Source organism: Peribacillus sp. YIM B13481, assembly GCF_042787985.1.
Classification (GTDB): Bacteria; Bacillota; Bacilli; order Bacillales; family DSM-1321; genus Peribacillus; species Peribacillus simplex_A.
Map to the genome: position 1 here is coordinate 75,240 of NZ_JBHZPE010000008.1, position 23,506 is coordinate 98,745.

A 23,506-nucleotide genomic window follows, 5' to 3' on the forward strand; every position below is an offset into this window, starting at 1 on the left:
CTTTTTTGTTTACACGTATACGTTTTTGTACACAAACCTTATATTGTATTTTTAATTGATCATTCCCCCTACAAAAATAAGCGTATAAATAGTGAATTTGGTTGTGGTAATAAATGGGCGATTCACTAATGAACTGTACAGAGGTATTCAAATGATTGAGAAAAATACAGAAACCTCCAAACTCAGGAACCTTATTAGCCCAGTCCGTTAACTTTCCCTTCTTTTACTAGATACAGATATAACTACTGACGTCTTAATTGCAGGCGGCGGAATTACAGGGATTACTCAGCTAAACAAGGTATTAAAGTTACACTGATTGAGGCTGGCGAAATCCTTAATGGAACAACGGGACGGGACACACCACAGCATGGCCTGATTTACGATTTGTTTGATCACTAAAACATGGTGAAGAGAAAGCCAAACTATATTATGTAGCCAATGCAGACGGAATGAGCTTATCAAAGACTTGGTAGAAGAACATTCCATTGAATGTAATTTGACTGCAATGGATACCTATATTCACGCGAATACTGATGAATATAAAAGTAAAATTCAAAAAGAACTAAAAGCCTATCGAAACTAGCCATTCGCAGGGATTATGCAGAAGAAATGCCTTTCTGCTTGTAAATCTTCTATGATCCAAGCACAGTTTCATTCCTTTAAGATATTTAACAGCCCTCCTTCCCACGATTCTGGAAGCTGAAAAAGTTATCCCGATAGTCATTCCTTCATTAGTTGTAGCTATATTTGTCGAATTGTTTTCAATTTGTTTTCAATAGAAAAAATATGTATACACCTTATATATAGCCATGTGTACATGATTGTAAACATGAATACATATTTGTGTACAACAAAACTATTTTTGTTTACATGTATACTAATTTGTAAACAAACCAAATAATGTATTTTTCTGAATCTTTCTCTTACAAAAAACAGGGGTATAAATAGCGGATTTGGGTATGGTAATAAATGGACGATTCACTAATGAACTGTATGGAGGTATTCAAATGACTGATAAAAATACAAACCTTCCTCAATTTCCGGAACCCTATTGGCGCAGTGCGTTAACTTTCCCTTCGTTTTCTAAACTAGATAAAGATATAACCACTGATGTTTTAATAGTAGGCGGCGGAATAACTGGAATCACTTCAGCTTATCTATTGGCTAAACAAGGCATTAAAGTCACACTGATTGAGGCAGGCGAAATCCTTACTGGAACAACCGGACACACTACAGCAAAAATAACAGCCCAGCATGGCCTGATTTACGACCAGTTGATCACCGAACATGGAGAAGAGAAGGCCAAACTCTATTATGAAGCGAATGCAGATGGAATGAAATTAATCAAAGACTTGGTAGAAGAACATTCCATTGAATGTAATTTGACTGCACAAGATGCCTATGTTTACGCGAACACCGATGAATATAAAAGCAAAGTCCAAAATGAACTGAAAGCCTATCAAAAGCTTGGCATTCGGGGGGATTATGCAGAGAGTATCCCTTTCTCCATTCCTTGTAAAGCTGCAGTGATAATGAAAGATCAAGCTCAGTTCCATCCGTTAAAATATTTAACTGCCCTCATCTCCAAGATTCTTGAAGCTGGAGGGACAATCTATGAACGGACAACGGCCATGAAGATTGAAGACGGCGACCCACCGACCGTTCAAACCGATACTGGATATACAATCAAAAGCAATCAGGTAATCGTTGCCTCCCACTTCCCTTTCAATGATGAAACGGGCTTATACTTTGCCCGTGTTTATGTAAAAAGGTCCTATGTACTTGGAATTAAGACTGATCAGGAATATCCAGGTGGGATGTATTACAGTGCAGACAACCCTACCCGATCCCTTCGCTATACGGAATTGGAAAATGGGGAAAAACTTATACTTGTCGGCGGGGAAGGCCATAAAACAGGCCAGGGAATCTCGACTATCGAGCATTATGAGGCCTTAAAGGACTTCAGTTCCCAATATTTCGATGTTACGGATATTCCATATCGCTGGTCGGCACAAGATATTATGTCACCGGATAATATCCCCTTCGTCGGTCCAGTGACATCCAATCATCAAAACGTTCTAATTGCAACGGGTTATGCAAAATGGGGTATGACGAATGGATCGATTGCCGCTAAAATCTTGACTGACCATATTTTGCAAAGGGATAACCGGTATGCAGAATTGTATGCCCCTTCCCGTTTAAAAGGCTTGAAGAATATAGTTCAAGTTAATGCTGATGTAGCGAAACATTTGATAAAAGGCAAATTGGCCACCATTCTTAAAACGCCAGAAGACTTAGGCATTGATGAAGGGGCAATCGTGAAGGTCAATGGAGACAAGGCTGGGTGCTACCGAGATCATGATGGTCAGCTGCATATTGTCGATTCCACATGTACCCATATGGGGTGTGAGGTTGCATGGAACAGTGGCGACCGTACCTGGGACTGCCCATGCCATTCCTCCCGTTACTCTATAACCGGGGAAGTATTAAATGGTCCTGCCGTCGAACCATTGAAAAAAATACGCTAATGGACAATGTTAGTAATAGTCGACTGGGTTCGCCGTTTTCCTTATACTGAAGTTATGCATGATTGAATGATTGCAAATAACTCTGAAAAGGATTGAATTGAACATGAACGGTAAAAATCGGAAAGACATTACCCCTGGTGCCTCAGTGGACATTATACTTAAAGCAGATCAACGCAGCGGAAAACTGACAAGCGGAACTGTAAAGGATATTTTAACCAACTCCAGCAGTCACCCTCATGGAATTAAAGTAAGATTGACTGATGGCCAGGTTGGCAGGGTTCAAGTCATTCATAAGTAAAGCGCACTCGGTCCATGCCGAGTGTTTTTTTTGTATATCTTAAGCTTGAAGATATTCTTGAAGATATTATAGAAATTTTTTATGGGTTTTTCGACGGTATCGATAAAGATGGAGATATTTCAATCATGTTTCCCGTTCATACTTCGTACAATAGGGTTGAGATCTCATTAAAAAGGCTGGTGTCAACATGAATCAAGAATATAATGCCCCCGATAGGGATTATTACCGCAATGATGAACATACATTAAGAGTTTCCGGCTCAGAGACGCTTCAAGCTGCCCCGGATCAAGCCATAATCACCCTTGGAGTCATAACAGAGGATAAGGACCCGCAAAAGGCCCAGCAGGCCAATTCCCAAGCAATCGCGAATGTCATCGCATCACTTAAATCCGCTGGCATACCCGAAGAGCAATTGAAAACGAGTGATTATAGAATCGATCCACAATATGATTATATCGACGGAAAGGAATTGTTCAAGAACTATAAAGTCCAGCACATGATCCAAGCCCAAACGACAGACATCGAAAAAATAGGCAGCATTATCGACACGGCAGTCAGAAGCGGTGCCAATTCGATCACAAGCATCCGCTTTTCCTTATCCAATCCAGAAGCATATTATAACCGGGCACTTTCGCTCGCTTTAAAAAAGGCATACGAAAAGGCACTCTCCATGGCTCGAACAATAGGAATCTCATTGAATCCAATCCCTAATCAAGTTGACGAAGTATCAGAAACCACGACGCCAATCCTTTTCCAAACGAGCACCTTTTCAAAAATGGCATCCACCCCGATCCAGCCTGGAGAATTGAATATCACCGCCTCAGTCAGGGTGGTGTACACGTATTAAACATTTCATTATCCAATCCATGCTAAAAACCCCCTTGGCAAACCAAGGGGGATCTTCACTTTAAAAGACTACCGTTTTATTTTCATGAACGAGGACGCGGTCCTCCAAATGCCATTTAACTGCACGGGCCAGCACTCTGCGTTCAGCTGAACGACCGATTTTCTTCATATCCCCTGCTGAATCGCGATGGTCCACACGTTCAATATCCTGCTCGATGATTGGACCTTCATCCAAATCATTCGTCACATAATGGGAAGTCGCCCCAATTAGCTTAACACCTCTATCATAAGCTCTTTCATAAGGCCGGGCACCAATGAAGGCAGGTAAAAATGAATGATGTATATTGATGATTTTGTTTGGATGGGCAGCTACGAAATCCGGCGTCAATATCTGCATATACCTAGCTAATACAATTAGGTCCACATTGAACTCTTCCAAAAGTCCAAGCTGTTTTGTCTCAACTTCCTTACGTATATCCTTATTTGCAGGAATATAATAAAAAGGGATGCCCATCGATTCGACAATTTGCCTGGTATCTTCATGATTACTTATGACTAGCGCAATATCAGCTAATAAATCCCCGCTTTGCCATTCCCATAGCAATTCCAGAAGACAATGCGGTTCCTTGGAAACGAAGATTGCCGTCCTCTTCAAATCACTCACATGGTTAAATGTCCATTGCATTGAAAATGTTGTCGAAACTTCCTGAAATGCAAGTTGCATATCCTTTGCCTTATCCTTTAATCCTGGACAATCGAATTCAATCCTGGTGAAAAAGGTACCGCCCTCAGGATTCATCGAATACTGGCTCAATTCAACAATATTTGCATCATATTCTTTAAGAAAGGCTGTAACTGTTGAAACAATTCCTGGCTGGTCCGGACATTTTATAATTAAGCGGCCTCTATCTTGATTTTTTTCGCGAAATTCCTGTAATTGATCTTGCACAAAGTTGCTTACCATTTTCCCAACTGCCCTTCTTCTATTTTGCTATATTATACTTCACTTCATAGGCAAAATTAAAGTCAGTCAACAAATTCAGGATTTTGTTGGCAGACAATACGAAGCTTTTTTCGTTATCCCCACAGTTTTAATTCATTTCCTTTCATTTCAATAGATGCGGTTTTCAACCATTTTTCTCTTTCGATAGAGATTAAACCATCATCCTGAATTGTTTTATATTCATTTTTATATTCATTTCTAGAGTTGAATCTAGTCGAAATCTCTTACCCTATTAAATAATTATTGTCATTTTTTCAGGAAATTACCGGTAATTTAGGAGGAAATGAAGGCAATGGCCGAGAACCTTTAAGAAGTGCATAGTGAAGGGATTCATGAATGAAATGTCAGCATGATCTGGGCACCCTTTTTTATTTCAGTTTTATTTTCCCTAGTGAATGAGGTTATTTCACTACCTCATAAGGGTATAGACCATTCTATTAGTTTTTTCAAAGGGGGAAATGAAATTATCATGAAATCATCAGTTACATTCATGCTATCCATTCTGGTTATTCTTGGTCTTCTGTCCGGCTGTGCTGAAAAAGACCAGCTAGAGGATGGGAGTAAGCTGATCAATAAGGAACAGTTTGTATTCGCTGCCTCAGGCGAATTCAAGCCATTCAGTTATGTCAATGATGACATGACCGTAACAGGATTCGATATTGAAGTTGGCGATGCAATAGCCAAAGAACTCGGCCTAGAGCCAGTACCTAAACGGATAAAATTCAAAGGTATAGTAGAAGGTGTCAAAACCGGTCGGGCAGATGCCGCGGTTGCCAGTCATACAATTAATGAACAACGAAGTAAACATGTTGCCTTCTCCACCCCTTATTACTACTCAGGTCCTCAAATTTTCGTCCGCTCAGATAGCGATATTAAAACGGTCGAAGATTTAAAGGGAAAGGAAGTTGCGGCTTCTAAAGGCTCCACTTACGCAACCACAGCCGAAAAGTATACAACCAATGTAAAAACCTATGATAGTGATATCACCGCCCTGAAAGCATTGAGCGGAGGACGTCATGATGCCGTCATCACCGACTTTGTAACCGGCAAGGAAGCGACCAAGGAAGGTTTCGACATCAAAGGACGACAATTGATAGAACGAAGCGAGCAGGCCATCGTACTGCCTAACGACAACCCACAGCTGCTTGCACGCATCAACGAAGCACTTGAAAACCTCCGGGAAGATGGAACTCTTGCGAAAATCAGTAAAAAGTACTTTGGTGAGGATATCACAACTAAGCCTGAATAAAGATTGTTAGAAAGGGAGTCATTACATTGCCAAGTTTCTCACATTTTTTTGATACATTATTTAGCTCCTCGGACGTATTCATCCGAGCCATGCTCCTAACATTGGAACTGACGGTAGTCTCCATATTGGTGGGAATCATCATTGGGCTGTTATTTGCACTTTTAAAAATATCAAATATAAAAATTCTTGCATGGATTTCAGATACATATGTATTCCTGGTACGGGGTACACCGCTTATCGTACAGATTTTCATACTCTATTTCGGTATCAGCAATCTCTTCTTACTACCAGACTTCTGGGCGGCGTCACTTGCCCTGGCCTTCCATAATGGAGCTTATATCTCTGAAATTTTACGTGGTACGATCCAATCCATCGACAAAGGCCAAATGGAAGCCGGACGCTCCCTTGGCATGAGCAATTCGCTCACATTAAGAAGAATCATCTTACCTCAAGCCTTCCGTCGTGCATTGCCGCCGCTAGGCAACCAATTCATCATCGGTCTGAAGGATTCATCACTGGCAGCCTTCATATCCATGAATGAGCTGTTTAACGTAGCCACTACGTTAGGTTCCAACAATTTCGATGAAATGACTTATTTATTGATTGTAGCGGTCTACTACTTGATTCTAGTGGCATTCCTGACCATTATCGTCAATTTATTCGAAAAGAAACTGTCCATTAGTGATCGATAGGGGGAATTGAAATGGAACAAAAAGAAATGATTCGCATTAGGAATTTAAATAAATCTTATGGAAACCTACATGTACTCAAAGATATCGATATGAAGGTGTTGGATAGCGATGTTGTCTGTCTGATCGGACCAAGCGGTTCCGGAAAAAGCACACTTCTCCGCTGCTTGAATTATTTGGAGAAAAAGGACAGCGGGCAAATCCTTATTGAAGGAACGGAAATCAAACCTGGTACACATGATATTAATAAAATCCGCGAGAAAGTCGGAATGGTTTTTCAGCACTTCTATCTCTTCCCGCATATGACCGTACTTGAAAATGTCATCGAAGCACCGACTCACGTCAAAAAGATCCCTAAGGCCCAGGCTATTGAAGATGCAAAAGCATTGCTTGCCAAAGTCGGTTTATCAGATAAAGCGGATGTTTATCCAAGCAAGCTCTCAGGTGGTCAGAAACAGCGTGTTGCCATAGCCCGCGCCCTTGCCATGAAACCTGATATCCTGCTCTTTGATGAGCCCACCTCCGCTCTGGATCCCGAACTTGTCGGGGAGGTTCTTGCTACGATGAAGGAACTTGCCTTGGAAGGAATGACAATGGTAGTCGTTACACATGAAATGAGCTTTGCACGTGAAGTTGGGGATTGGATTGTCTTCATGCATAATGGACGGGTTGTCGAAAGCGGCCCGCCAAAAGAATTCTTCACCAATCCAAAAGAAGAGCGTACAAAAGAATTCCTGCAAACGACAGTCTTTTGATTTGGCGGGAAGAATTCGTCCTTCACTGCCGATAATCCGGCCTTGAGCCCGGACATCATTATAAGCAGTACAGGCGTGAATTCCTGTATTGCTTATTTTGCATGTAAAACCCGTTCATTTTTTCTTTATTTGCCAGTTAGCTAGTTCTTCATTTATATGATTGAAATTTCAGGGATATTTTCAATCTGACTGTACAAAATATATACTTGATGAATTGTTTCAGAACATATCCCAAAACCCTGATTCCGGCTCGAACATGGAAAAATATCTGTATTTATGGTATATATACAGGTAAAATTAAAAGAAGTATATAAATGAAAGAGGTCGAATTCAGTTGGAAAATAACTCTTCGAATTTTATTAAAAATATTATAAAAGATGATCTAGAGTCCGGAAACCATGATCATGTCATCACCCGCTTCCCTCCTGAGCCTAATGGATATTTACATATCGGGCACGCCAAATCAATTATTTTGAATTTTGGGGTGGCTGATGATTTCAATGGGAAAACAAACCTTCGTTTCGATGATACGAATCCATTGAAAGAAGATATCGAGTATGTCAACTCCATTAAGGAAGATGTAAAATGGCTCGGCTACGACTGGGATAACCTTTTCTTCGCTTCCGACTATTTTGATGAAATGTATAAGAGAGCTGTGCTGCTCATCAATAAAGGACTGGCATATGTGGACGACCTTAATGCCGACCAAATCCGTGAATATCGCGGAACGCTGACCGAGCCAGGGAAAGATAGCCCCTACCGCAATAGAACCGTAGAGGAAAACCTTGAACTATTTGAAAAGATGCGCAGCGGCGAATTCGGGAACGGTGCAAAAGTATTGCGTGCAAAAATCGATATGAGCTCACCTAACATTAACCTGCGCGATCCCGTTATATACCGTATCTCCCATACCGAACACCATAATACCGGCAACAAATGGTGCATCTATCCGATGTATGCCTTTGCCCACCCTATTGAAGATGCTATCGAGGGAGTCACCCACTCCATTTGTACGCTTGAGTTCGAAGATCAACGCCCCCTTTATGACTGGATCGTTGAAAATTGTGAAATGGACAGCAAACCAAAACAATATGAATTTGGCCGTCTTAACCTGACTAATACAGTAATGAGCAAGCGAAAACTGAAGCAGCTCGTGGATGAGAGCTTCGTGGACGGCTGGGACGACCCACGGATGCCTACCGTTTCGGGATTAAGAAGACGCGGGTATACACCCGAAGCGATTCGTGCATTTTGCCAAGAGATAGGTGTCGCAAAAACAAGCGGTGTTGTAGACTCTCAAATGCTCGATCATTTCGTGAGGGAAGACTTAAAGCTGAAGGCTCCGCGAACCATGGCTATTCTAAACCCGCTTAAAGTGGTCATCACCAACTACCCGGAAGGTGAGATTGAATGGCTTGATGCTGAGGTCAATCCGGAAGTTCCGGAAATGGGCACACGGCAAATCCCATTTTCACGTGAAATATATATCGAACAGGACGATTTCATGGAAAACCCGCCGAAAAAGTATTTCCGTCTTTTCCCGGGCAATGAAGTCCGTTTAAAACATGCTTATTTCATTAAATGTGAAGAAGTGATAAAAGACGAAGACGGTAACGTCATTGAGCTTCGCTGCACATACGACATTGAAACGAAAAGCGGATCTGGCTTCACTGGCCGTAAAGTAAAAGGTACATTGCACTGGGTCGAAGCTACACAGGCCGTTTCAGCAGAATTCCGAAACTATCAGCCTTTAATATTGGATAAGGAAAATGCAGATGAAGAAGAAAAATCATTCTTGGAGCGGGTAAACCCTGATTCCGTAGAAATTTTACAAGGCTTTGTCGAGCCTAACATGAAAGATGTTAAGCCTCAGGATAAATTCCAATTCTTCAGGCATGGGTATTACAATGTTGATTCAAAACTCACTTCGCCCGGCCAATTGGTCTTCAACCAAATTGTTGGTTTGAAAAGTTCCTTCAAGTTATAGAGTCAATAAAAAGAACCAGATTCCTAGCGGGATCTGGTTCTTTTCATTCTCTGCACCCTTATATCATTTTCTCTCGTAAAGTTTGATGCCTTGCTTGGAAAGGGCCTGTTTAAGAGTACTATGTGTCGAAACTTGACTAAAATCAAGTCCTAACTGAATCGATGTCTGGGCTACATCAGGACGAATACCGGAAATGGTCGATTCAATGCCCAACAGGCAGGGTACTTATCAATTGAAAAATCTGATGGGCAACCATCGTGTCTAAAAGGGAAACTCCCGATAAATTGATGAATAAGTTCTTGATAGTCAATGCATTCTGTCCCCTAGAAGCTTCTCAATTTCCACATTGGAATCTGCTGAATAGATGGATCCAACTTAGAAGAGTTATCAAGGATGCATCGATATAAATTTTCATCCACTTTATCCAGCTGTGTTCCCCTACAACTAGTTAGTTCATTTTAAAAAGTAATAATAAGTCTGCATATCCCTCTCTCTCCATTTCATTTCTAGGAATGAATCGAAGGGCCGCAGAGTTTATGCAATATCTCGTGCCTTTAGGATTGGGGCCATCAGGAAAAACATGTCCAAGGTGCGAATCGGCGTCCCTGCTGCGCACCTCGGTCCGGGTCATTCGGTGGCTGAGATCCATTTTTTCATTGACACTTGCCGACATGATAGGCTTCTTGAAACTCGGCCACCCACAACCGCTATCATACTTATCACGTGAACTGAATAGGGGCTCCCCAGAAACGACATCCACATAAATGCCTTCTTCAAAGTGATCCCAATAAGCATTATCGAAAGGAGGCTCCGTGCCATTTTCCTGGGTTACATGGAACTGACGCTCGGTTAAGGTCTTCCTAAGACGCGCATTATCCTTAGGCCAATTTTCCTTAATGAAAGCATCCCGTCCCGAGCCCTTACGATACAATGCATAGCGAAATTGATTTTTTCGATGGAATTCTTGATGGTATTCCTCTGCTGCGTAAAATTTCCCCGAGGGTAAAATACCCGTAACGATAGGTTTCTTAAACCGTCCGCTCATCATTAAAGCTTCCTTGGATTGCTCTGCTTCCTGTTTCTGACGTTCATTAAGATAGAAAATGGCTGCCTTGTATTGCTCTCCCCTATCCGAGAACTGGCCACCGTCATCCGTTGGATCGATTTGGTGCCAAAATATCTCTAATAACGCTTTATAGGAAATGATTGATGGATCGAATTCCACTTGAACCGCTTCAACATGATCAGTCGAACCGGTAATCACTTGTTTGTAACTAGGCGCGGTAAAACTACCGCCCGTATAACCCGATGTCACGCTAATGATTCCATCCATTTCATCAAAGGGAGCAACCATGCACCAAAAACAGCCTCCTGCAAAGATAGCTGTTTCTTTCTCATTCATCGTCATCCTCAACTCCCCTTTCATGGCTAGTGATTTCATGTATTATATACCAGCAAGCCAAATACCTTCAAATTCAAAACAATAGATTTCTTTATCTTTGCTGAACAGATAAAAAAGAGGCACTTAGGAGTAAACCCAAGTACCTCTTATGTTATATCCACTTGCATATCATTAAACTGAACATTATGGTTTCTTAAAGTATTACACTTACGATGATCGCTGAAAGGATGCTGACAAGAGTCGCACCGTATAGCAGCTTCAAGCCGAAACGAGCCACAACATTTCCCTGTTTTTCATGCAGGCCTTTGACCGCACCAGCAATGATTCCAATAGATGAAAAATTAGCGAATGAAACCAAGAAAACCGAAACGATCCCTATCGTCCTATCGCTCAATGCCGATGATGCATCTCCTAAGCTCAGCATGGCAACGAATTCATTCGTCACTAGCTTCGTCGCCATGATTCCGCCTGCAGTAACGGTTTCTGAAATCGGTACACCCATGATAAAGGCAAACGGTGCAAAGATATACCCCAGGATTTCTTGGAAGCTGATGCCGAGGATCATATCGAATAAGCTGTTGATTCCTGCAATTAATGCCACGAAACCAATTAACATCGCTGCAACAGTGATAGCAACCTTAAATCCATCCATGATATATTCCCCAAGCATTTCGAAGAAAGACTGCTTCTCTGCGCCTACTTCAACTGGGAGAATATCATCTTCATCCGTTACCGTATAAGGGTTAATAATGGATGCAATGATAAATCCACCAAACATGTTAATAACAATAGCCGTCACAACATACTTTGGTTCAATCATGGTCATATAAGCACCGACTATCGACATCGATACGGTTGACATGGCTGACGCACAAAGCGTATACATGCGTGATGGAGGAATGGCACCGAGTTGTTTTTTCAAGGTGATGAAAACCTCGGATTGGCCGACTATTGCTGATGCGACAGCATTGTAAGATTCCAATTTACCCATTCCATTCACCTTACTCAGCAGGAATCCAATCCACTTCATGATGAAGGGAAGGATCTTGAAGTGCTGTAAAATCCCGATTAATGCTGAGATGAATACGATAGGTAGAAGGACATTTAAAAAGAAGGGTGATGCTCCTTCGTTTACAATCCCGCCAAATACAAAGGTGACCCCTTCATTTGCCCATTCCAAAAGTTTTCCGAAACCATTGGCAATCGAATTGATGATCACTAAACCGAACTTCGTATTTAATAATAAATAAGTTAAAATAAGCTGAATGATCACCATCAGTATGATCGGTTTAATTTTAACTTTCTTGCGGTCACTACTCACTAAAATAGCTAGTCCAAAAACAATAAGCAGTCCTAAAATTGCTATCAGAAATTTCATATTCTGCCTCCACTAAGGTGAATTTAATGATCGTGCATTATTAGTAGGGTACCCTCAAAAATTTTATGCAAACGTTTTCTCTTTTATCCAAAATACTTGTACGTACCTCTCTAGAAGTTTATATTAAACTAATATTTTTTCAAGTGCAATTGTTATCTCACTTTTTAAAATAACAATTGATTACAATAATGGGTTTTTCCTGAAATAAAAAGAAGATTCCCTTGAAAAGGAACCTTCTCTTATAGTATCCCATAGCTTGCCTTGAAACATGTTTCTATGAGGATTGCTTTTTAGACTTCAGTTTTTTTGGACATTAAATGATGTATGTGAACGGCAGCGGCAACGAACCCATGAATGGTCAAGCGATTGGATGGCATAATTAACTTTTCTTTTGATTTCTCGGAAAAGTGATTTCAAAACGGGTTCGTTCATTTTGTTCACTAGTAACCTTGATCGTCCCTTGATGTGTGTTAACAATCCATTGGGCAATAGATAGGCCTAAACCGGAGCCTTCATTTGCTGAACGGGATTGCTCCACTTGATAAAAACGGTTAAAAATCAAGGGGATTTCTTCCTGTGGGATGCCTTCTCCATTATCCTCTACAGAAAGAATGATGGATGAAGCATTCTTGATGCAGGAAAGGGAAATCTCCCCGCCTTCCTCCGTGAACTTCATGGCATTATCCACCAAAATCACCAATAGCTGATGAATTCTCTCTTTATCCCCATGAAACACCACCTGTTCGGGGGCATGGCTAATTATTGATTTTTCTTGAAAAGAAGCTATATCAGTATACTGTTCAACTATGTCCATAAGTAAGTCATCAAGGAAAAAGTTCGATTTCTTAACCTCTATTTGATTCGAATCCGTTCTAGTCAAGGTCAAAAGTCCGTTAACAAGCTTATTCAATCGTCGGACTTCTTTCGAAATGATGGATATATCAACGGCTTTTTCCTCGATTGTCGCGTTCGGTGATTGAAATAGCAAATCAGCCCGCGATTGAATGACAGCAAGTGGCGTTCGAATTTCATGCGAAGCATCCGAGACGAACTGCTGCTGCTGTTCCCAGGATTTCTTGACTGGTATAAGGGCCCGTCCTGCAAGAAGATAGCCTGCGCCGACCGCCACCAAACTTCCAATTCCCCCACCAACAAACAATATGAGCAGCAAGCGATCGAGCATTTCTTTTTCTGTATCCACATTCCTGATGAATTGTACGGTCATCTCTCCATATTCCGTATTGACCTTGGTGGAAAGCGCACGATACGTCGGTCCATTTACAGATATTTCTTCAATCTCATCAAATCTTTTAGGATAAAATTTCGATTCATTAACCTTAAAGAAATTGTCTTCGCTCAGTCTTGGCTCAATAATCGTATCATCCGGTCCCCAAACGATGACGCTTGGCCCCGGACCTAATAGAAACTCACCTTGCGGACGTCCGCCTGGCATGCCCCCATTATTGAAATCCCTGTGATCCTTTTCAAGTGAATCATTGACATCCCTATAGATCTGATCTTCCGTATAGAAATAAATCGTTCTGCTTAATATGGCTATTAATACAATAAAGACGATAGAATTCAATAATGTTAGTTGAAGCCGTGTTTTTTGGAACATAATGATCCCCTTATGGTTGTTTTAGCATATAACCAATACCCCGAACCGTTTGAATATCCTTATGATAATTGAAAGGTTCCAACTTTTTTCTTAAATGATGGATGTACACTTCAACAATGGCAATCGTCGTATCTGAATCAAATCCCCAAATGCGGTCAAAAATCTGCTCACGGGTCAATATTTTCCCATTATTTTGAATTAGATACTCCAGTAATTCAAACTGCTTCAAGGTCATTTTAATGATCTTTCCATCAACCAAAATATCCTTTTCTTTTTCCAACAGTTCAATTCCACGGTATTTCACATGCTGCGCAAGCGATATAATGCCACTCCTTCGAAGCAGGGCACGAATCCTGGCCTTAAGTTCCGGTGCCTGAAATGGCTTGACCAAATAATCATCGCCACCCATCTCCAAGCCTCTGACACGGTCCTCAAGCGCATCTTTTGCCGTCAAAAACAAGACGCTTGTATCTATCTTTGCTTCCCTGATTTTCCGTACGATTCCAAATCCATCAATTCCCGGAAGCATTACATCCAAAATGATGATATCGTAGATACTTTGCAGAGCCATGAATAGTCCATCTTCCCCATTATCCGCTGTATCTACTTCATATTCATCAGTCAGGATTTGCCTGATCGATTCTAATAATGAAACATTATCTTCTACCACCAAAACCTTCATCCAGGGTGCCTCCTAACCATTTCAATTATGATATATGTTGATTTTATCCTTTTTCATAGGCAAAAGAAAGCGGGCTTTTAATCGCCGGCTTTCTCTCAAATTGTATGTTCATTCGTGACGCAGTGCTTGGATTGGATTTAATTTGGATGCCTTATTGGCAGGGAAAACACCAAAGATTATACCGATTAAAATGGAGAATAAGAAGGCGAACAGTGTCACCGACCATGAATAACTAATCGTTAAACTTGAAAAAACTGAAACCGATTTCGCGATCCCCAATCCAATTCCAATTCCCAACAGTCCCCCTAAGCAGCTCAAGACCATCGCTTCAATTAAAAACTGAAGAAGAATGGATTTTCGATTTGCCCCAATTGCCTTTCTAATCCCGATTTCCTTCGTCCTTTCTGAGACGGAGACCAGCATGATATTCATAATTCCAATTCCGCCTACAAGTAACGAAATACTCGCAATACCGCCAAGCATGAGAGTGAACGTATCCGACACAGAGCTCATTGTATCCATCAGATCTTCTTGATTGGACACCGAATAGTTATCACTCTGACCTGGAAATGATGTGGTCATCGTACCTTGTACCCGGTACATCGCCCTATCTAAGATATTCTCGTTCTCCGCTTTTAAATATACCGTTCCGATTGTCGTGCTGCCTGTAGCCCGTTCTGCAGCAGTGATCGGTGCAATGATTACATCATCCCCGCTCGATCCCATTGAGGTGCCTGCTGATTTCAAAACACCGATCACTCGATAGGAAACACCCCCGATAAGAACGCTTTGGTCCACCGCTTTTTGATTTTCAAAAAGCGCGTCGGCTGTATCTGACCCCAAGACAACCACCTTAGAGCGTAATTCCGTTTCCATATCCGTCAAAAAACGACCTTGATTAAGCTTTAGATCCCTCACTGTTAAGTAGGATGAAGTTGTACCGACCATTGAGACCTGTGTCGAAGCTTTTCCGTTTTTAGCATAAACGCGTCCGGTGACCACAGGTGCAACTTCCGATATCCCGTCCAGATCTTTAAACTGTTCAATTGTGTCATCCGTCAGCTTCACGGAGTCGGTATCCGTGACACTTACCGTTAACAGGTTCGTTCCCAAGCTATTGATCTCGTCCTGAACGGACTGTGAGGAACCCTGCCCAATCGAAACCAGAACGATTACAGAGGCAACTCCAATAATGATCCCGAGCATGGTTAAAAATGCACGGACTTTATTGGATTTGATACTGCGTATAGCCATCTTCATTGATTCGCCCAGGTTCAATCCAATCACCTCCGTTTTCAAATAGCTGACCATCCTGTATCCGTACGACACGAGTTGCTCCTTTTGCCACATCCAAGTCATGCGTTATAAGAATGATTGTTTGTCCCTTTTCGTTTAAATCTTTCAGCATTTGCAGCACTTCTTTACTTGTTTTACTATCAAGAGCCCCTGTCGGCTCATCCGCCAATAAAACGGGAGGGTTGCCTGCAAGCGCCCTAGCAATTGCAACCCTTTGCTGCTGCCCACCCGAAAGTTGAGTTGGCAAGTGATTCTTCCGGTCACTCAGGCCCACCATATCAAGGCACGCATTGGCCACTTCTCTTCTTTCCTTCACACTTGACCCTCTATAAACCAGGGGAAGTTCCACATTCTCCAACGCTGTCAGTTTTGCCAACAGATTGAAGTTTTGAAAGATAAATCCTATTTTAATGTTACGAATGGCAGCTAACTCATTATCCTTCATCTTTTCCACTTCTTTTCCATCAAGAAGAAATTCACCTGTATCAGGCTTGTCAAGACAGCCAATCATATTCATGAACGTCGATTTCCCCGATCCAGAAGGTCCGATGATAGAAATGAAATCTCCTTTATTGATTGTAAGGCATACATTTTGAAGTGCCTTAACCGTATCTCCGCCTAATTCATACGATTTAGACATGTCCCTGATTTTTATGATGGGGTTCGCCATATTACTGACCTCCCCCGCCGCTTGGCATTCCGCCACCGTTTGGCATCCCGCCTCCGCTCGGCATTCCGCTGCCACCCTGCATTCGTATTTCGCCATCTTGGCCTCCATTCATTCCACCGAAGCCGCTGCCTGTCGAATTTTCATTTGAGATGGTTATGGGCAAGGAGACAAACTGGCCCTCTTCAAGACCCGATGTTATTTCGATATACCTATCGTTACTGATCCCAGTTTCAACCGTTGCCTTTGTACTTGTAGCCCCTTCAGCGGAACCGGATTGTTGTATATTCACATATTTCTCTTCACCGTCCTTTTGGACTGCCTCAATCGGAACGTATAAAACATCTTTTACACTATTCGTCACAATGCTCACTTCAGTAGACATCCCAATTTTCAGGTCGCCAGGTTTGTCAATTTTGATAGTGACATCGAATGAAGAAACTCCATTCTCATATGTACCTTCCTTTGCTACACTGGTCACTTCCCCAGTGAACGTTTTATCTTCGAAAGCACTTGCTTTTATTTCAACTGTTTGTCCTTTTTTAACACTTGGAACATCCATTTCATCAACACTGACTGTAGTTTTCAATTTTTTATAATCCGTAACATGTGCCACCACTTCACTGCTTGATACACGATCCCCTTCTTCTACATCCAATTTTGTCACTGTACCATCGAATGGGGCTGTTATCGGGTCACTTCCATCCGAGAAGGTAATAAGTTCATCACCTTTCTCAACCAATTCATTCTTCTCTACAAGGACTTCATCCACTTCACCCGTAACCGAGGAAGTTAGGTCCTTACTATTGGTTGCAGCGACCGATCCTGAACCACTTATTTTAACTTTAAGATCACCCTTTTCAACTTTAGCAGGCACCGACTTTGCAACAACAGGCTCAGCATTGTCCTTCATGAAAAACCCAACGCATCCCCCAATGACCACCACTAAAATCGCACCTATCATTATCCACTTTTTCATATTTTCCCCTTTCATATTTCCTTCGTTGAAACCAGTATCGTGAAGGAAGCTTAACTTTTCCTTAATGGTCGGATTTGATTTGATGGTCGTACATTTATGTCAGCCTTTACTCTCATTAATAATTACACTATGTCGAACGAAAAAAGGTTTATTTCAAGGTTTTAAATTTACAATATATTCTGAAAAATATATACTGATACTGTTATCAGAAAAATTGGTAATCAAAACCAAAATAATATTCAATGAAGGGGGAACCAACTTGGCATCAAACGATTCAATAGCTAAGAAAACCGAGGTAAGCGCTTCCACGGACTACACCAAGATCGTCCAATCACAATCTTTTCAAGAGCTCCTAAGGAAAAAACGCAATTTCATCGTCCCACTATCCATCTTTTTCATGGTCTTTTATTTCACCTTACCCATACTGACTTCCTATTCTAAAGTTCTTAACTCTTATGCCTTCGGGGCTATCAGTTGGGCCTGGGTTTTTGCCTTCGCTCAATTTATCATGACCTGGACCTTATGCATCCTCTATTCCAAAAAAGCTGCGGCTTTTGACCAATTAGTTGAAAAAATCGTTAAAGAAGCGAAAGGATAAAGGTGAATTTACAATGAATATACTTGCTTTCATATTATTTTTAATCATTGTCGGGCTTACATTAGTCATTACCTATTTTGCTTCACGGCGCACCAAAACGACCGCGGACTTTTATACGGCGGACAGCAGCCTGACTGGCTGGCAGAATGGCTGGGCCATTGCGGGTGATTATATGTCCGCCGCCTCTTTTTTAGGAATAGCTGGGATGGTCGCACTCTCTGGATTTGATGGCTTTTTCTATAGTATAGGTTTTCTGGTTGCTTATCTGGTCGTTCTTTATATCGTGGCCGAACCGCTCCGGAACCTTGGTAAGTATACACTGGCGGACATGATCGCTGCCCGTTTCAATGAAAAGAAAGTACGCGGGGTCGCTGCCCTTAACACCATTTCCATTTCAACCTTTTATATGATTGCCCAACTAGTCGGTGCAGGTGCCCTTATAAAACTCTTACTTGGAATTGATTATCTATACTCCGTCATCATTGTAGGTATTTTAATGACCGTCTACGTCGTATTCGGCGGTATGACGGCCACCAGTTGGGTCCAAATCGTAAAGGCGATTTTATTGATGGCAGGTACATTCATCATCTCTATTATCGTGTTGGCGAAATTCGACTTTAGCGTGATCGAGATGTTCAAGCAAATGAAAACAGCCACCCCTTTAGGCGGCGATTTCCTCAACCCGGGTAACAAATTCAAGGATCCATTGGATACTTTATCCCTTAATTTAGCGCTTGTACTCGGTACTGCTGGACTTCCTCACATTCTCATCCGTTTCTTTACGGTAAAAGACGCCATCACAGCCCGTAAGTCCGTAGTATATGCCACTTGGATCATTGGCATCTTTTATATAATGACCATTTTCCTTGGCTTTGGAGCAGCAGCTTTTGTTGGATACGACAAAATCGTAGCCGCGAATGCCGCCGGCAATATGGCTGCCCCGCTGCTTGCCGAAGCCATTGGAGGTGACTTCCTGTTCGCCTTTGTGTCTGCAGTTGCTTTCGCTACCATTTTAGCGGTTGTAGCAGGTCTCGTTTTATCTGCAGCCTCTGCTTTTGCCCATGACTTTTATGGCCACATCATCCGAAAAGGTCAGGCTACTGACAAAGAACAGGTCGTTGCAGCTCGTTGGGCATCGATCGGAGTATCCATCCTCTCCATCATCCTTGCTTTATTTGCCCAAAACATGAATGTCGCTTTCCTTGTGTCACTTGCCTTTGCCGTCGCTGCTAGTGCCAATCTGCCAATCATTATCTTCACGGTATTCTGGAAACGTTTTAACACAGCTGGGGCTGTCACGGGTATGATAGTGGGGCTGGTCAGTTCTTTATTACTTGTTTTCCTAAGTCCCAATGTCTGGTCGCCGGTAGAGGGAGCCGCAATATTCGTAGGGGAGCCATTATTCCCACTTGCCAATCCAGGCATAGTCTCCATCCCAATTGGTTTTATCGCAGCCATCGTCGGAACACTGCTGTCAAGCAAGAAAGCTGATGCCAAAAAATACGATGAAATATTGGTTACAGCTAACACTGGAATGAAAGACCCTTTATAAGCTGGCTTCAATATTAAATATTAAAAAGAGAAAGGAGATCAAGGTATTCACCTGTTCTCCTTTCTCTTTTATTTAAGTTGAAAATCTTCAAAATCAGTTAGGAAAATAAAAGTGGATGCCTTTACAATTCATCTAACTTCTCAATCTTATCTTCCTTCTATTGTATTTCGTTACTAGCTGGTTCATGACTTCTGCAAAGATCAGCCCCATTGCTATCGCACCAGCCAGCATGAAAGCCTTGGCGGCCAATTGAACGGCAACATTAAAATCATTTACGACAAAATGCTTCATCGCATCATATGACAAGCCTCCTGGCACGAGGGGGATGATTCCCGATACATTAAAAATCGTGATCGGGGTTTTATACCTTTTAGCAAAATACTGGCTGATAACCGCAACGATAAATGCAGCCGCTAAAGTTGCCATAATGCTGTTTATCTCATTTTTAACCAAAAAGAAGTATAAGACCCACCCTAACATCCCTACGCAACCACATTGAAACAATGAGTTTTTCGGTACATTGAAGATCACTCCAAAGGCGGCTGAGGCAATGAAACTTGTAATAAGCTGTGCAAACATCATTCTTCCCCCTCTAAAATCATAAGAAAACAAACGCAGCCGATATTCCTGCCCCAATGGCTAATGCAGTCAAACCTGCATCCGCACCCTTGGATAGACCCGAAACTAAATGCCCTGCAATTAAATCCCTGGCTGCATTAGTAATTAACAGCCCTGGTACAAGCGGCATCACCGCTCCAATGATTATCGTGTCCAAATGACTTCCAACCCCAATATGGACAAAGAACATAGCCACTAAACCTACAACTAAAGAAGCTATAAATTCAGCAAAAAAACGAACTTCCAGTAACCAGTGCAAATAAAGCAGGCAAGAGAATCCCATTCCTCCAGCTATACAGGACCAGATGAAATCATTCCACTGTCCTTGGAACATGATTAAAAAACAGCCGCTCGCTATAAATGCAGCAAAAACCTGACCCCACATGGGATACCCCATCCCGGCCTTTTCGATTTCCTTTAACCGTAAATAGGCTTCCTCTGGTGACATTTCCTTGCTGGAAATGCTTCGGGATATACTGTTAACAAGCGTTACCTTATGTAAATCTGTAGACCGTTGGGAAACTCGAATTAATTTGGAGGCTGGGTGCATTCCATCCAGCGAAAAAATAATTCCTGTGGGGGTTGAAAAACTGTGGGAGTCACCGCATCCATACGCTGCAGCAATTCTAACCATCGTATCTTCCACCCTTGATGTTTCCGCTCCGTTCTGAAGCATGATTTTTCCCGCTAGTAAACATACATCTATAATTTCATTGTACGGTAACTGATCTTCCATTTTATCCTCTCCATCACTTTCTGCGTAATAACAGATAAACGATCTTACCAGTTTAAATCCACCTCATAATAGCCCAATTCCTCTGAAAAGGATATAAAAATATTACCTATTTAATTTATCAACACCATCTAATTGCGGTACATACAACCTTAGTACCATTATTCCCTTTATTTCTTGCTGAAACCGCTTGGTTAATAGAAAAATACAATAGTAAGTGAAGTATTTATAATGAAAAATGAATGCAGGCACGAGGCCTGCATCCCTTTATAATATACTGTCATCATCCAATATATCCTGTACCTTTACACTCCTTTTTGTATAAAGCCATCTACGGTTTCATTAAACAAGTCGCTTTCTTCAATGAATGGACAATGGCAACTATCTTCAAAGATTACTAGTTCGGAATTCGGAATGTTTTTATGCAAATGTTCCCCTGCAGCTACCGGGATGACTTTTTCAAGCCTTCCAAAACAGAGAAGTGTGGGAACATTGATTTTTGGCAAGAATTCACGATAGTCGACAATCGATTGATCAAATAGAATGGCACTGGCAATGGATTCTGGCATTTTGGTCACTTCCCCGAGCATCCAGCTTGCATCCGCTACAGATAATTCATTTTTAAACATGGAGGCAAGGAAGCTTTGTAAAAATGGGGAACGGTTCGTTTGAATTTCAGTCATGAAGGCAATCAACGTGTCCATATCAAATGCGCCAATATTAAAGTCGGGCCACTTAAAATCAGAGGCCAATTCATCGACAATCACAGTTGAATGAATATTTCCCTCACCGAATTGCTTGAGATAATCCCAGACGACAAAAGCCCCCATGGACCAGCCTACGAGTATGACATCCTGTAATCCCAGTTTACCAATGAACGCATGAAGATCTTTTGCATAAGCGGAGACTGTATTCCCGTAATGAACATGATTTGACTGGCCATGGCTTCTTAAATCAAGTAAGATCGTTCTATACTTTTCTGAAAAGTACGGAACTTGCCTTCTAAAGAACCGGCTGCTCATCCACACACCATGGATAAAAATAATTGGTCTCCCCTGGCCCTTTTCTTCATAAAACAACCGAACGCCTTCTTCCACCTCAATAAATGCCATTCCATCCCTCCTTCACGATATTTTCAAATCCATTCCCTATTATTTATTGCGTTTCATCTTTTAACATTCCTTCCTATAAAAATATATTGTCAAACATCATCTTAGAGTTGATAATGAAGTATATTTTTATTGTATCTTCATCCTGAAAGGACGGAATTTTTATGAAGAGTTTTATCAAAAACTATCGATCCTCCTTAATACTGCTCACTGCCATTATTATCGGTGGGATAGCGGGCGTCGTTTTCGGTGAGAAAACCTCGGTCATACAGCCGCTAGGGGACTTATTTCTAAATCTTATGTTTACGATCATCGTGCCATTAGTATTTTTCAGCATTGCTTCAGCGATTGCCAATATGAGCGGAATGAAGCGTCTCGGGAAAATCATGGGCAGTATCGTTGTCGTCTTCCTGACAACTGCCGCTTTAGCTGCCGTCATTGGGTTTATTGGGACAACCATCATCAATCCCTTGGAAGGCACTGATACGACAGCCATTAAAGAACTGATGGAAAACAGTTCCTCTGAAGAGCACATCGAGAAAGTTTCTTTCTTCAGTCAACTGGTCAACACAGTAACCGTATCTGATTTCCCAGAACTGTTATCCAGAAGCAATATGCTTCAGCTTATCGTTTTCTCAGTATTAATCGGACTTTCCACTGCATTGGTCGGTGAGAAGGCAAAACCGATTACTGAGTTTTTGACAGCGGGTACAGCTGTCATGATGAAAGTCGTAAAAATCGTCATGTACTATGCTCCAATTGGACTTGGTGCTTATTTTGCTGCGATCATCGGGCAGCTTGGGCCGCAGATTTTAGAAGGCTATGCCCGCACTTTCATTCTTTATCTAGTTTTAGCTTTGATCTATTATTTTGGCTTCTTCACTTTGTATGCCTTTATCGCAGGTGGGAAAGATGGAGTTAACCTATTTTGGAAAAGTGCCCTGGCACCTTCCATTACAGCCATCGCAACTTGTTCCAGTGCCGCGTCCATTCCAGTCAATCTGGAATCGGTCAAGAAAATGGGCGTGCCAAGGGATATAGCGGAGACTGTCATCCCACTCGGAGCCAACACTCATAAAGATGGTTCTGTATTCGGAGGGGTATTGAAAATCGTTTTCCTATTCAGCTTATTTGGAAAGGATATGACAAGCATTTCAAGCATTTTAAGTATACTTGCTGTTGCCTTTTTGGTTGGAGCCGTTATGGGCGCCATTCCTGGGGGCGGCATGATTGGGGAAATGCTGATTCTTAGTGTATTCGGCTTTCCTGTTGAAGTTCTGCCGATCATTGCGGTTATATCCACGATCATCGATGCTCCTGCTACACTGCTTAACTCAACAGGAAACACGGTTTGTGCCATGCTTGTCACGCGGCTTGTTGAAGGGAAAAACTGGTTAAAACGAGCATTCGTTAAAGAAAATTCGGCGGTATGATTCTAAGATATAAGAACTGACTCCTGGTTAACCAAGAGTCAGTTTTTTCATTTTCACGAATTTCCTTCAAACCTTTTTTAATTGAC

General features: G+C 41.7%; 21 protein-coding genes and 1 pseudogene. 10 read left to right on the forward strand and 12 right to left on the reverse strand.

The genetic code is table 11. The features are described 5' to 3' along the window. Nucleotides 1–1,007: 1,007 nt before the first annotated feature. The 3 genes from ACFX4X_RS07660 (at nt 1,008) to ACFX4X_RS07670 (ending at nt 3,673) form a co-directional block, all read left to right on the forward strand. Nucleotides 1,008–2,528 (forward strand): FAD-dependent oxidoreductase, encoded by a 1,521-nt coding sequence (locus ACFX4X_RS07660; RefSeq protein ID WP_317778034.1) that lies wholly within the window; start codon nt 1,008–1,010, stop codon nt 2,526–2,528. Nucleotides 2,529–2,631: 103 nt separating this feature from the next. Then, nucleotides 2,632–2,826 carry a YwbE family protein gene (locus tag ACFX4X_RS07665; protein WP_061465859.1) on the forward strand — a complete coding sequence of 65 codons (195 nt, stop codon included), beginning with the start codon at nt 2,632–2,634 and terminating at the stop codon, nt 2,824–2,826. Nucleotides 2,827–3,013: 187 nt separating this feature from the next. Further along, on the forward strand, nt 3,014–3,673 hold the full coding sequence (locus tag ACFX4X_RS07670) for an SIMPL domain-containing protein (RefSeq protein ID WP_125159941.1): 660 nt from the start codon (nt 3,014–3,016) through the stop codon (nt 3,671–3,673). A 60-nt stretch (nt 3,674–3,733) separates the two neighbouring features. Here the strand turns inward: ACFX4X_RS07670 and purU are convergent, their stop codons facing one another. Then, nucleotides 3,734–4,636 (reverse strand): formyltetrahydrofolate deformylase, encoded by a 903-nt coding sequence (gene purU / locus ACFX4X_RS07675; RefSeq protein WP_061465863.1) that lies wholly within the window; start codon nt 4,634–4,636, stop codon nt 3,734–3,736. A 508-nt stretch (nt 4,637–5,144) separates the two neighbouring features. On the opposite strand from purU, the gene ACFX4X_RS07680 reads away from it, so the two are divergent. The 4 genes from ACFX4X_RS07680 (at nt 5,145) to ACFX4X_RS07695 (ending at nt 9,355) form a co-directional block, all read left to right on the forward strand. Beyond that, on the forward strand, nt 5,145–5,924 hold the full coding sequence (locus ACFX4X_RS07680; protein WP_061465865.1) for a transporter substrate-binding domain-containing protein: 780 nt from the start codon (nt 5,145–5,147) through the stop codon (nt 5,922–5,924). A 26-nt stretch (nt 5,925–5,950) separates the two neighbouring features. Next, nucleotides 5,951–6,616 (forward strand): amino acid ABC transporter permease, encoded by a 666-nt coding sequence (locus ACFX4X_RS07685; protein ID WP_061465866.1) that lies wholly within the window; start codon nt 5,951–5,953, stop codon nt 6,614–6,616. 11 nt (nt 6,617–6,627) lie between these two features. Further along, nucleotides 6,628–7,368: an amino acid ABC transporter ATP-binding protein gene (locus tag ACFX4X_RS07690; protein ID WP_284469141.1), complete on the forward strand. Its 741-nt coding sequence runs from the start codon at nt 6,628–6,630 to the stop codon at nt 7,366–7,368. Nucleotides 7,369–7,702: 334 nt separating this feature from the next. After that, nucleotides 7,703–9,355 (forward strand): glutamine--tRNA ligase/YqeY domain fusion protein, encoded by a 1,653-nt coding sequence (locus ACFX4X_RS07695; protein ID WP_377382765.1) that lies wholly within the window; start codon nt 7,703–7,705, stop codon nt 9,353–9,355. A 63-nt stretch (nt 9,356–9,418) separates the two neighbouring features. Here the strand turns inward: ACFX4X_RS07695 and ACFX4X_RS07700 are convergent. The 8 genes and pseudogenes from ACFX4X_RS07700 to ACFX4X_RS07735 all read right to left on the reverse strand — a co-directional run. Continuing rightward, nucleotides 9,419–9,659 (reverse strand): annotated as a pseudogene (locus ACFX4X_RS07700) (STAS domain-containing protein); the annotation flags it as partial. Nucleotides 9,660–9,803: 144 nt separating this feature from the next. Beyond that, nucleotides 9,804–10,763 (reverse strand): peptide-methionine (R)-S-oxide reductase MsrB, encoded by a 960-nt coding sequence (gene msrB, locus ACFX4X_RS07705; RefSeq protein WP_284469139.1) that lies wholly within the window; start codon nt 10,761–10,763, stop codon nt 9,804–9,806. 187 nt (nt 10,764–10,950) lie between these two features. Then, nucleotides 10,951–12,135, reverse strand: coding sequence for a NupC/NupG family nucleoside CNT transporter (locus tag ACFX4X_RS07710; RefSeq protein ID WP_089363735.1), 1,185 nt, complete (start codon nt 12,133–12,135; stop codon nt 10,951–10,953). A 379-nt stretch (nt 12,136–12,514) separates the two neighbouring features. After that, entirely contained in the window at nt 12,515–13,753 is a 1,239-nt protein-coding gene (locus ACFX4X_RS07715; RefSeq protein ID WP_377382767.1) for a sensor histidine kinase, read from the reverse strand. Nucleotides 13,754–13,763: 10 nt separating this feature from the next. Next, nucleotides 13,764–14,435, reverse strand: coding sequence for a response regulator transcription factor (locus tag ACFX4X_RS07720; protein WP_284469136.1), 672 nt, complete (start codon nt 14,433–14,435; stop codon nt 13,764–13,766). 108 nt (nt 14,436–14,543) lie between these two features. After that, on the reverse strand, nt 14,544–15,734 hold the full coding sequence (locus ACFX4X_RS07725) for an ABC transporter permease (protein WP_377382769.1): 1,191 nt from the start codon (nt 15,732–15,734) through the stop codon (nt 14,544–14,546). Next, nucleotides 15,661–16,401 carry an ABC transporter ATP-binding protein gene (locus ACFX4X_RS07730; RefSeq protein WP_284469135.1) on the reverse strand — a complete coding sequence of 247 codons (741 nt, stop codon included), beginning with the start codon at nt 16,399–16,401 and terminating at the stop codon, nt 15,661–15,663. The genes ACFX4X_RS07725 and ACFX4X_RS07730 overlap by 74 nt, the downstream gene beginning before the upstream one ends. A gap of 1 nt (nt 16,402) precedes the next feature. Continuing rightward, entirely contained in the window at nt 16,403–17,377 is a 975-nt protein-coding gene (locus ACFX4X_RS07735) for an efflux RND transporter periplasmic adaptor subunit (protein WP_377382771.1), read from the reverse strand. 259 nt (nt 17,378–17,636) lie between these two features. Between ACFX4X_RS07735 and ACFX4X_RS07740 the strand changes: the two genes are divergently transcribed. Both ACFX4X_RS07740 and ACFX4X_RS07745 read left to right on the forward strand, forming a co-directional pair. Continuing rightward, complete coding sequence (locus ACFX4X_RS07740; RefSeq protein WP_284469133.1) at nt 17,637–17,975, forward strand: DUF485 domain-containing protein; 339 nt, start codon at nt 17,637–17,639, stop codon at nt 17,973–17,975. Nucleotides 17,976–17,988: 13 nt separating this feature from the next. Continuing rightward, complete coding sequence (locus tag ACFX4X_RS07745; RefSeq protein WP_377382773.1) at nt 17,989–19,527, forward strand: solute symporter family protein; 1,539 nt, start codon at nt 17,989–17,991, stop codon at nt 19,525–19,527. A 132-nt stretch (nt 19,528–19,659) separates the two neighbouring features. Here the strand turns inward: ACFX4X_RS07745 and ACFX4X_RS07750 are convergent, their stop codons facing one another. The 3 genes from ACFX4X_RS07750 to ACFX4X_RS07760 all read right to left on the reverse strand — a co-directional run bounded on the left by ACFX4X_RS07750 (nt 19,660) and on the right by ACFX4X_RS07760 (nt 21,990). Then, the gene (locus ACFX4X_RS07750; protein WP_176431972.1) at nt 19,660–20,109 is read right to left on the reverse strand and encodes a threonine/serine exporter family protein; all 450 of its coding nucleotides are present in this window, start codon (nt 20,107–20,109) and stop codon (nt 19,660–19,662) included. Nucleotides 20,110–20,125: 16 nt separating this feature from the next. Further along, entirely contained in the window at nt 20,126–20,881 is a 756-nt protein-coding gene (locus ACFX4X_RS07755) for a threonine/serine exporter family protein (RefSeq protein ID WP_061465879.1), read from the reverse strand. A 302-nt stretch (nt 20,882–21,183) separates the two neighbouring features. Next, nucleotides 21,184–21,990 carry an alpha/beta fold hydrolase gene (locus ACFX4X_RS07760; RefSeq protein WP_089363730.1) on the reverse strand — a complete coding sequence of 269 codons (807 nt, stop codon included), beginning with the start codon at nt 21,988–21,990 and terminating at the stop codon, nt 21,184–21,186. A gap of 161 nt (nt 21,991–22,151) precedes the next feature. Here ACFX4X_RS07760 and ACFX4X_RS07765 point away from each other — a divergent pair, with 161 nt between their 5' ends. Next, nucleotides 22,152–23,420 (forward strand): dicarboxylate/amino acid:cation symporter, encoded by a 1,269-nt coding sequence (locus tag ACFX4X_RS07765; protein ID WP_377382776.1) that lies wholly within the window; start codon nt 22,152–22,154, stop codon nt 23,418–23,420. Nucleotides 23,421–23,506: the final 86 nt, after the last annotated feature.